The sequence below is a fragment of the Stenotrophomonas maltophilia group sp. Smal17 genome (genome assembly GCF_030237045.1).
Classification (GTDB): Bacteria; Pseudomonadota; Gammaproteobacteria; order Xanthomonadales; family Xanthomonadaceae; genus Stenotrophomonas; species Stenotrophomonas forensis.
This window is the reverse complement of record NZ_JASJSU010000131.1, coordinates 1-9,674: the sequence shown is the minus strand read 5'-3', so window position 1 is coordinate 9,674 and position 9,674 is coordinate 1. Positions and strand designations below refer to the sequence as shown.

The window sequence follows — 9,674 nt, the reverse complement described above, 5'->3', positions numbered from 1 at the left end:
CGTCAGGGAGGGGGAGGGCGGTGTCAACGCGGGCGTGGCGCATCGTGCGCCTGTCGCGGGCATTTGACCAGCAGGTGTGTCGGAGCGCGGTAGTGGCGTTGCGCGGCACGCCCGCGTGCACCCATCGTTGACCGCTTTGGAGGACAATGCAGGCCTGATCACCCGCAGGAGCCACGCCCATGATGGAGCGTTACGACGTCGGACCGCGCATGTCCGAAATGACCGTGTACAACAAGGTCGCCTACCTCTCCGGCCAGATTCCGGAAGACACCAGCCAGGACATCACCGGTCAGACCCGGCAGGTGCTGGCGGAGATCGACAAGCTGCTGGCGCTGGTGGCCAGCGATCGCCAGCACGTGCTGCGCGCGGAAGTGTTCCTGGCCGACATCGCCGACTTCGATGGCATGAACAAGGCGTGGGACGAGTGGGTGGTCGAGGGCGCGACCCCGGCCCGCGCAACGTTCGAAGCCAAGCTGGCCCACGCCGAGTGGAAGGTCGAGATCGTGGTGACGGCAGCGGTGCCGTAATCATTAAACGGGGTCAGATCCCTTTCCCGCTGGAATAGGGATCTGCCCCCTTCTGAAGACCCCGTTACAGGGGCAGCATCTCGATGCAGTCCACCGGGCACGGCGGAATGCACAGCTCACAGCCGGTGCACAGATCGGCGATGACCGTGTGCATGTACTTGGCACCGCCGACGATGGCATCCACCGGGCAGGCCTGGATGCATTTGGTGCAGCCGATGCAGTCGGCCTCCACGATCAACGCAACCTGCGCGGCCTTGTGCTCGCCGCGCGAGCGGTCAAACGGAATGGCCGGTGTGCCCAGCACCTGGGCCAGTGCACGCGCACCGGCGTCGCCACCCGGTGGGCAGCGGTCCACGCCCGCCTCGCCGCACGCCATCGCCTGCGCGTAGGGGCGGCAGCCGTCGTAGCCGCATTGCCCGCATTGGGTCTGCGGCAGCAGTCGGTCGAGGCGTTCGGTCAGGGGCGGGATCAGGCTCATGCGTGGCGAAGGCTGCGCGTTGGGTTACTTCAGGGGTTTGCCACGGAACCAGCGTTCGTGGGCCAGCGCCAGCATCGGCTTGTCTTCGGAACTGTCGCCGTAGGCATGGATGCGCACGTAACGCGACAGATCGAACTGGCGACGGATGTGCTCGACCTTGCGCGGGCCGCAGTCGCCACCGGCATAGCGACCGGTCAGGCGGCCGTCCTGGCTCTCCAGCCGGTTGCAGATCAACTGCAGGCCCAGCTGCTCGCACCATGGCTTCAGGTACAGGTCCAGCGAACCGGACACGATCACCACGGTGTGCTGCTGTTCCTTGTGCCAGCGGATCTGCTCCAGCATTTCCGGGCGCACCACCTCGGGCAGGAATTCGCGCGAGAAGCCGGCGGCCAGCGTAGTGATGTCATCGCTGTGGCGGTCGCTGAAGGTCAGGCGGGTGACGCGTGCACGGATGCGTTCGGCCGAGATCAGCTTCAGCTTGTACGCCACCAGCCACGGGCCGACTTTCCACCACGCCTGCGCCAGCTGTTCGGCCGTGGCCACGCGGCGCAGGAAACGGCCATAGGTATCGCAGGTGGTTACGGTGTGGTCGAAGTCGAACAGCGCCAGTTCCATTCCGTTGCCTCCCATCGCTTTGCCCCCGTGGCCGGTGCTGCCGGCGGGCGCGGCCGTGGCCACGCCCGCTTGAGGCATCAGCGGACCGGCATGCCCGGCAGTGCGCCGCTGTCGGCGTCCAGCAGCGCCAGCGCGCCGCCGTCGAAGCCGGCCGACAGGATCATGCCTTCGCTCAGGCCGAAGCGCATCTTGCGCGGGGCCAGGTTGGCGATGAACACCACGCTGCGGCCCACCAGCTTTTCCGGCTCACCGTAGCTGCCGCGGATGCCGGAGAAGATCTGGCGCTTGCCCAGCTCGCCGGCATCCAGTTCAAAGCGCAGCAGCTTGTCCGAGCCTTCCACGAATTCGCACACCAGCACCTTGCCGATGCGCAGGTCGAGCTTGGCGAAATCATCGATGCCGATGTAGGCCGGCGCGTCGGCGCTGTTCGCTTCGTCCTTGGCCGGTGCCGGTGCGGCCGGCTTGGCGGCGTCGGCCTTGGCGGCGGGGGCAGCAGCGGCGGCCGGCTGCAGGGTGTCCTTGGAGGCGTCGATCATGGCGTCAATCTTCTTCGGGTCGATACGGGTGAACAGCGGGGTGTAGTCGGTGATGCGGTGGCCCAGCAGCGGCTGCACCAGGTCGGTCCAGTCGTTCACCGGCGCAGCCAGGAAGGCCTCGGCCTGCGCGGCGGTGGCCGGCAGAACCGGCTTCAGTGCGGTGACCAGCACGCGGAACAGGTTCAGGCCCTGGCTGCACACCGCCTGCAGCTGCGCGTCGGCGCCTTCCTGCTTGGCGATCACCCACGGCTTGACGTCGTCGATGTAGCGGTTGGCTTCGTCGGCCAGGGTCATGGTCAGGCGGATCGCCGCAGCCGGGTCGTTGCGCTCGTACGCTTCGCGGATCGGCGCCAGGCCATCGACGAAACGCTGGTACTGCGCCGCATCGGGCAGCTGAGCGGCCAGCTGGCCGTCGAAGCGCTTGCTGATGAAGCCGGCGCAGCGGCTGGCCAGGTTGACGAACTTGCCGACCAGGTCGGCGTTGACGCGGGCGATGAAGTCACCCAGGTTCAGGTCGAGATCGTCGACGCCACCGCCGGACTTGGCCGCGTAGTAGTAACGCAGCGCTTCCGGTTCCAGGCCAGCGTCGAGGAAAGTGCGGGCCATTACGAAGGTGCCGCGCGACTTGCTCATCTTGGCGCCGTCCACGGTCAGGTAGCCGTTGACGTGCAGGCGGGTCGGCGCGCGATGGCCGGTACCGTGCAGCACCGCCGGCCAGAACAGGCCGTGGAAGTTGACGATGTCCTTGCCGATGAAGTGGTGCAGCTCGGTGCTGGTGCCGGCACGCAGGTGCGCTTCGAAGTCTTCGCCGATCTTGCCGCACAGGGTCTGGAAGCTGGACAGGTAGCCGATCGGCGCGTCCAGCCAGACGTAGAAGTACTTGCCCGGCTGGCCGGGAATCTGGAAACCGAAGTACGGCGCATCGCGCGAGATGTCCCACGCGCGCAGGCCGCCTTCGGCATTGAGCCATTCACCCAGCTTGGCCTTCACGCCCGGCAGGGCGACATCGCCGGCAAGCCAGTCGCGCAGGAACGCATCGAAGTGGCCGACCTCGAAGAAGAAGTGCTCCGAATCGCGCATTTCCGGGGTGGCACCGGAAATGACCGAACGCGGCTCCTTCAGGTCGGTCGGCGCATAGGTGGCGCCGCACACTTCGCAGTTGTCGCCGTACTGGTCGGGGCTGCCGCAGTTCGGGCAGATGCCCTTGACGTAGCGGTCGGGCAGGAACATGCCCTTGGCCGGGTCGTAGAACTGCGCCACCGAACGACGGCTGATGTGGCCGGCCGCTTCCAGCTTCAGGTAGAACTGCTCGGTCAGCGCCTGGTTGGCCGCCGAGTTGGTCGAGTCGTAGTGATCGAAGGCGACGCCGAAGGCGGCGAAGTCACGCTCGTGGCTGGCCTGGATGTTGGCGATGAAGGTTTCCGGGGTGACCCCGGCCTTTTCCGCAGCCAGCATGATCGGCGTGCCATGGGTGTCGTCGGCGCAGACGAACCAGGCCTTGCCGCCGCTCATTCGCCGCGCACGCACCCAGATGTCGGCCTGGATGTAGCCGACCAGGTGGCCCAGATGCAGCGGGCCGTTGGCGTAGGGCAGGGCGGTGGTGACGAGCGCGGTACGGGTCATGGTCGCGGGGTGAAGCCGAGGGGAACCGCAGAGTATCGCATGCCCGCAACGAGGTGACCCGGCCGGGGCCGGGTCACGGGGGTGAAGCGGGCCAGGGCGCTTATTCGCGTTGCCAGGTCTGCGCGCGGCAGATGAAGGCGATGCAGCCGGATACGTCCAGCTTGGTGCCACCTGGCTGCAGTTCCATCTTCGACTTGTAGGTCTTGCCGTTGGCCGGGTCGAGGATGGTGCCACCGGACCACTTGTTGGCGCCGTCGGCCTTCAGGTTCCAGAGGATGGTCATGCCCTTTACCGGCTTGTTCTTGTTGGCGCCTTCACAGCCGTCGCAGACCGGGTTGGGACCCTTGTCCGAGTGCAGGATGTCGACCACCTTGCCGGTCAGGGTGCCATTGGCGGCCTGGGTGATCTCGACGATCGACTTCACCTTGCCGGTCTTGTCGTCGATGGTCTTCCAGCGGCCGGCGGCGCCGTCGGCGGCCTGCGCCGAGAGCGCGGCCAGGCACAGCGGCAGCGCCAGCAGCAGGGTCTTGAAGGTCTTGCGCATTGTCCCCTCCCAGGGTTCATTCCGGCACGATGCCGGTACGGGTCGACTGTATACCCATTCGGCGGGGTATGGGGAAGGGGGGGCTTTGCAGGGCTTGCAGCCCTGCACCTGCTCAATGCAACGGCAACGGCAACGGCCAGAGCCAGAGCCAGAGCGGCATTCCGTGGGATGGCAGGGCACTGTGGGTTTGCGGGGCCGCCGTAAACCCGTCCATGGGGGCTTGGTCGCCGCATCCATGCGGCTCACACCCCGCAAACCCACAGTGCCCCGCCTTCGACAGATTTCGGCGATCTGTCGGCACCGCTGCTGTGGGTGGGTGTCGACCTGGGTCGACACGGATTCAGGCCATGCGTGGATGAGACGGGCCGTGGGAATGCCGGCTCAACCGACTTCGTACAGTTCCAGCGGCAGGTCGTCGGGGTCGGCGAAGAAGGTGAAGCGGCGGCCGGTGTATTCGTCCATGCGGATCGGTTCGCAGGCCACGCCATGCGCTGCCAGATGCTGGATGAACGGCTCCAGCGCGGCAACCCGGAACGCGAGGTGGCGCAGGCCCTGGGCCTCGGGGCGGCTGGGCCGCGGCGGCGGTGAGGGGAACGAGAACAGTTCCAGCTGGCCGCCGTCGGGCAGGGCCAGGTCCAGCTTCCAGGAATCGCGCGCGGCACGATGGTTCTCGGCCAGCACGCGCAGGCCGAGGATACGCACGTAGAAGTCCTTCGATCGCGCGTAGTCGCTGCAGATCAGCGCGGCGTGGTGAATGCCCAGCAGGGCGTCGGAAGCAGCCGTCATTGCAGGGTGTCCAGCCAGCGCTGGGCGATCTTCAGCGCCAGCGGATAGGGTTCGGGGTCGTTGCGGTTGGTCAGCACGATCACGGTCAGGTGCTTTTCCGGGTGGCGAACGATCACGTTGCGGAAGCCGATGCTTTCGCCGCTGTGCCATTGCACAGCGCCATTCAGGCGCCAGCCGAAGCCGTAGTGCGGCACGTCAGGTTCGGTGGTCGTGGTGGCCGGGCTGAACATCGCGCGGCGCGAGGCCTTGGACAACAGGCGGTCGTCATACAGCGCGGCATCCCAGCGGGCCAGGTCGTCCAGCGAGGAATAGATGCCGCCATCGCCGAGTACGGCGCTGGTGGTGCTCTGGTCGGTGCGCTGCCAGCGGCCATCGAGCCAGCTGTAGCCATAGGCACGCGTGGCGATCGTGTCGACACCGTCCTGGTGGGCCACGGTATGGGCCATGCCCAACGGGCGGAAGATGCGCTGCTGCAGGAAGGCTGCGAAATCCTGGCCCGAGGCGCGTCCGGCGATCAGTGCCAGCAGCGCGTAGCCGCTGTTGCTGTACCGGTACTGCGTGCCGGGCGTGAAGTTCAGCCGGTCTTCGCGCGAGAGCAGGGCCAGCACGTCGGCATCGTGCACCTGCCGCGGGTCGGCCGGGTCCATCAGGTCTTCGTAGTCGAGCAGGCCGCTGGTATGCGACAGCAGCTGGCGGATGGTGATGGCGGCGGCAGCCGGTGGCAGTTCGGGCAGCCACTGGCGGGCGGTCTGGTCCAGCCCGAGCCGGCCGTCCTCCACCAGCAGCAGCACCGCCGCGGCGGTGAACTGCTTGCTGACCGAGGCCAGCCGGAAGTTGCTGGCCGCGGTGACCGGGGTGCCGTCTTCCACCACCGCCAGCCCGTAGCCGCGACGGAATACCGGCTGCCCGTCATGCAGGACCAGCACCGCGGCGCCGGGCACCTGGCCGTCATAGGCCTGCATCAGGCCGTCGATACCCGCATCCGGTGGGGTCAGCACCGGGGCGGCGGAGCTGGCTAGGGGTAGCAGGCCCAGCACGGCGACGAGCAGGACGACGGCAGGGCGCATGAGGGCTCCGGTCGGGTCAGGGTGAAGGGGCGGGCGTGGCACTGGCCGGCTCGGCCATCCAGCGTTCCATCTTGCGGTCCAGCACGTCCAGCGGCATCGAGCCGTCCTTCAGCAGTTCGGCGTGGAAGCGACGCAGGTCGAAGGCGGCTCCCTGGCGGGCCCTGGCCTTGTCGCGCAGGGCCACGATGGTGGTCAGGCCAGCCACGTTGGAGAGCGCCTGTCCGGGCTGGGCCATGATCCGCTCGACTTCGGCATTGGCGTCATCGCTGCTCATGTCGACCGTCTTCTGCAGGTAGGCCACGGCCTGCTGCTTGCTCCAGCCCTGTGCGTTCACGCCGGTATCGGCCACCACGCGCGCGGCACGCAGCAGGCGCGAGTACAGGTAGCCGATGCGGTCGTAGGGATCGGTGTAGATGCCGAGGTCTTCGCCCAGCGTTTCGGCGTACAGGCCCCAGCCTTCGACGAAGGCGAGATCACCTCCGAGGCGGCGGAAGCGCGGCAGCTTGGCCAGTTCCTGCTGCAGGCCCAGCTGCACGTGATGGCCGGGGATCGCCTCATGCAGGTACTGCACCGGCACGTTCCAGCGTTTGCGGCTGGCCAGGTCGCGGGTGTTCACGTACAGCACGGCGGACTGCCCGGGCAATGCCGGCTGGTACGCGGCGGCAGCGGCAGTCAGCGCCCGCTCCGGTTCCACCGCGCGCACCTCAAGCGGTGCCTTCGGCAACGTATCCAGCACCTGCGGCAGGCGTGCGTTGACCTGCTGCTGCACCTGGCGGTAACGGTTGATCAGTGCATTGGCGTCCCCGTACTGGAACTGTCGATCGTTGCGCATGCTGCGCAACAGCTTGGCCGGGGTGCCGCGCAGCTTGGCATCCTTCATCACCGTGGCGATCTGTGCCTGCAGCTCCTGCGCGCGCTGTTCGCCCAGCGCATGCAGCTGCGCGGCGGACTGGTTGCTGGCGGTGGTCTGCACGATCAGGTTGGCGTACCAGGCCTGGCCATCGGGCAGCGCGCCCAGGCCACTGCTGGCACGCGTGGCCGGCAGGTACTCGGTGGCGATGAAGCCGCGCAGGGCGCGGTAGGCCGGCATGATGCGCAGCTCGATCATGCGCTTGTATTCGGCGCTGATGCGCGCCTTGTCCTCGGCCGCGATGGTGTCCGGCATGGTGCGGATCGGCGACCAGAAGATGCTCTCTTCGGCGGTCGGCTTGATCACCGCGTCCAGCTGCGGCAACACTTTTTCCATCAGGTCGCGTGGCTGCACGACGCCGGCCTTCATGCCCTGGCGCATGTTGTCGATGGCCTGGTCGAACAACTCGGGAATGCCCAGCGAGCGGCGCGACCAGGTGTCGTAATCCTGCACGGTGTTGAACGGCTGCGCGCCGGCGCCGGCACCGAGGATCGCCATGATGCTGCCGATGTTGTAGTACTGGCTGATCGGCATCATCCAGCTCGGGTAGCGCTCGGCGGCCAGCGAGGCGCGTGCGTCGCGCACGAAGATCTCGTAGCTGAGCAGGTCCTGGCCCTGCAGGCCGTCACTGCCGAGTTTCTCGACCTTGCCCAGCCATTGCGTGGTGAAGTCGTGCGACTGCTGGCGCCAGGCGGCTGACAGGATGTTGGGCAGCTGGTCGTTGTAACGTGGCTCGCCCTGGAAGGTCGCCTGCAGCGGGTTCAGCCGCATCGAGGCATCCCAGTATTCGTCGTACAGGCGCTCCAGCTGCACCTGCTTGGGTACGGCGCGCGCGGGGGCTACGGGACGTGGCGTGGCGCGGCGCGCCGAACTGCCGCGGGCCGGCGCGGTGGCGCGGGCGGGCTTGGCCTTGGGCTTGGCCGCCTGGCGGGTCTGCGCGGCGGCAGGGCGGCTGGCCTTCTTCTTCGCTGCTTCGGCCGGCGGTACGGCACTGAACAGGAACAACGCGGCGATGGCGGCGGCCAGGACGCGGGTGGGATGCGGCATCAGGAGCTTCCGTGGAACACAGACCGTGGAGCTTGCACGATCCGGCCGCGTACGGCCAGCGTGAAGGCGCAGTCAGCTGGCGCTCGCTGGGGCTTCAGTCAGCCGCGGCGGCGGCGCGCAATGCGGCGGCGCGTTCGACGCCCAGATAACCGGTGATCGCACGTCGCATCAGGTACAGCAGGGGGATCAAGGCGATCGCAAAGCCCATCTTGTAGATGTAGTTGACGCTGCTGACGGCCAGGAACAGCGACGTCGGCCAGTGCTGCGGGCCGAGCACGAAGGCGATCCAGATCACCACGAAGCTGTCCACCACCTGCGAGATCGCAGTCGAGCCGGTCGCGCGCAGCCACACGTGGCGTTCACCGGTGGCCTGGCGGATGCGGTGGAACACCGCCACGTCGATCAGCTGGCCAAGCAGGAACGCGACCAGCGAGCCGGCGATGGTCCACATGCCCTGGCCGAACACCGCAGCAAATGCGGCCTGGTAGTCCGGCACGCCGTGAGCGTCCATCGAGGTGACCCACCAGCTGGCCGGCGCCAGCGAAATGGCCGCAAAGGCGAACAGGAAGCCGTAGCTGATCAGCACCACCGCCAGCCACGAGATGAAGCGCACGCCGCGCTTGCCGAAGAACTCGTTGATGGTGTCGGTCATGATGAACACCACCGGCCACAGCAGGGTGCCGGCGGTGAAACTCAACGAGCCGGTCTGGCCGAACAGGTTCCAGTTCAGCGGATCGATCCCCAGCGTGTCTTCCAGGGCGAAGATCTTCACCCCGATCAGCTCGGCCAGCACCGCATTGCCGCAGAAGAACGCGGCCAGCACGATGAACAGCAGGACCGCGCGGTCCTGCAGCGGGCGCTCGATCGGCGCCGGGGTCATTCGGCGCGGTCGCCGGCGCGGGTGAACGGCACGCTGGACGGTGCCACGGCGCCGCCGGAAATGATGAAGCTCATGGCCTGGTCGACGGTCCAGTCGGTCGGGGTCAGCAGCTCCACCGGCACGATTTCCAGATAGCCTGATGTGGGGTTCGGCGTGGTCGGCACGTACACCGCGGCCAGTTCACGGTCGGTGCCGTGTTCCTTGATCACGCGGGTAACCAGCCCGACCGACTTCATGTCACGGTGCGGAAAGTCGATCAGCACCACGCGCTGGGTGCTGCCCGGTTCGGTCTGCAGCATGTCCAGCAGCTTCTTGGCGCTGTCGTAGATGATGCTGGCCAGCGGAATGCGCTTGATGATCGCCCCGACCCAGCGCAGCAGGCGCTGGCCGAGTACACGGCGACTGGCCACGCCCACCGCCAGGATCACCAGCAACGTGGCCAGCAGGGCGATGGTGTCCTGGATCCATTCGGCGCGCACCCAGCCGAGGTAGTGCGGGAAGCTGGTCGCGATCTGCTCGGACAGCGGTACCACCAGCGGGCTGGAAATACCCGACAGCAGCACGAACACGAACTTGACCACGACCCAGGTCAGCCAGATCGGCAGCAGGGTCAGCAGCCCGGTCAGGAACAGGCGCTGCAGGGAGGGGCGGGGAACCAGGG

Annotated in this window: 10 protein-coding genes; 1 reads left to right on the top strand and 9 read right to left on the bottom strand. The window is 67.4% G+C overall.

Annotated elements, in window-relative coordinates:
- Positions 1 to 179: 179 nt before the first annotated feature.
- Positions 180 to 527, top strand: a complete 348-nt coding sequence (locus QRO93_RS20435) for a RidA family protein (protein ID WP_005418155.1) — start codon at positions 180 to 182, stop codon at positions 525 to 527.
- A 64-nt stretch (positions 528 to 591) separates the two neighbouring features.
- On the opposite strand, the gene rnfB is transcribed toward QRO93_RS20435, so the two are convergent.
- From rnfB to QRO93_RS20390, 9 genes are all read right to left on the bottom strand, one after another.
- A complete protein-coding gene (gene rnfB / locus QRO93_RS20430) occupies positions 592 to 1,005 on the bottom strand; it encodes an Rnf electron transport complex subunit RnfB (RefSeq protein ID WP_180878511.1) in 414 nt (137 codons plus the stop codon).
- A gap of 24 nt (positions 1,006 to 1,029) precedes the next feature.
- On the bottom strand, positions 1,030 to 1,620 hold the full coding sequence (locus tag QRO93_RS20425; RefSeq protein ID WP_008264672.1) for an HAD family hydrolase: 591 nt from the start codon (positions 1,618 to 1,620) through the stop codon (positions 1,030 to 1,032).
- A 77-nt stretch (positions 1,621 to 1,697) separates the two neighbouring features.
- On the bottom strand, positions 1,698 to 3,779 hold the full coding sequence (metG, locus tag QRO93_RS20420) for a methionine--tRNA ligase (RefSeq protein ID WP_180878510.1): 2,082 nt from the start codon (positions 3,777 to 3,779) through the stop codon (positions 1,698 to 1,700).
- A 100-nt stretch (positions 3,780 to 3,879) separates the two neighbouring features.
- Complete coding sequence (locus QRO93_RS20415) at positions 3,880 to 4,323, bottom strand: DUF2147 domain-containing protein (protein ID WP_006462411.1); 444 nt, start codon at positions 4,321 to 4,323, stop codon at positions 3,880 to 3,882.
- A 381-nt stretch (positions 4,324 to 4,704) separates the two neighbouring features.
- Complete coding sequence (locus tag QRO93_RS20410) at positions 4,705 to 5,109, bottom strand: VOC family protein (RefSeq protein ID WP_180878509.1); 405 nt, start codon at positions 5,107 to 5,109, stop codon at positions 4,705 to 4,707.
- A complete protein-coding gene (locus QRO93_RS20405) occupies positions 5,106 to 6,176 on the bottom strand; it encodes a serine hydrolase (protein ID WP_180878508.1) in 1,071 nt (356 codons plus the stop codon). Before QRO93_RS20405 ends, QRO93_RS20410 begins: the two co-directional genes overlap by 4 nt.
- A 16-nt stretch (positions 6,177 to 6,192) precedes the next feature.
- A complete protein-coding gene (locus QRO93_RS20400; RefSeq protein ID WP_180878507.1) occupies positions 6,193 to 8,133 on the bottom strand; it encodes a DUF885 family protein in 1,941 nt (646 codons plus the stop codon).
- 94 nt (positions 8,134 to 8,227) lie between these two features.
- Positions 8,228 to 9,013 carry a queuosine precursor transporter gene (locus QRO93_RS20395; RefSeq protein ID WP_133935266.1) on the bottom strand — a complete coding sequence of 262 codons (786 nt, stop codon included), beginning with the start codon at positions 9,011 to 9,013 and terminating at the stop codon, positions 8,228 to 8,230.
- Complete coding sequence (locus QRO93_RS20390) at positions 9,010 to 9,672, bottom strand: DUF502 domain-containing protein (RefSeq protein WP_285304340.1); 663 nt, start codon at positions 9,670 to 9,672, stop codon at positions 9,010 to 9,012. The genes QRO93_RS20395 and QRO93_RS20390 overlap by 4 nt, the downstream gene beginning before the upstream one ends.
- Positions 9,673 to 9,674 lie beyond the last annotated feature (2 nt).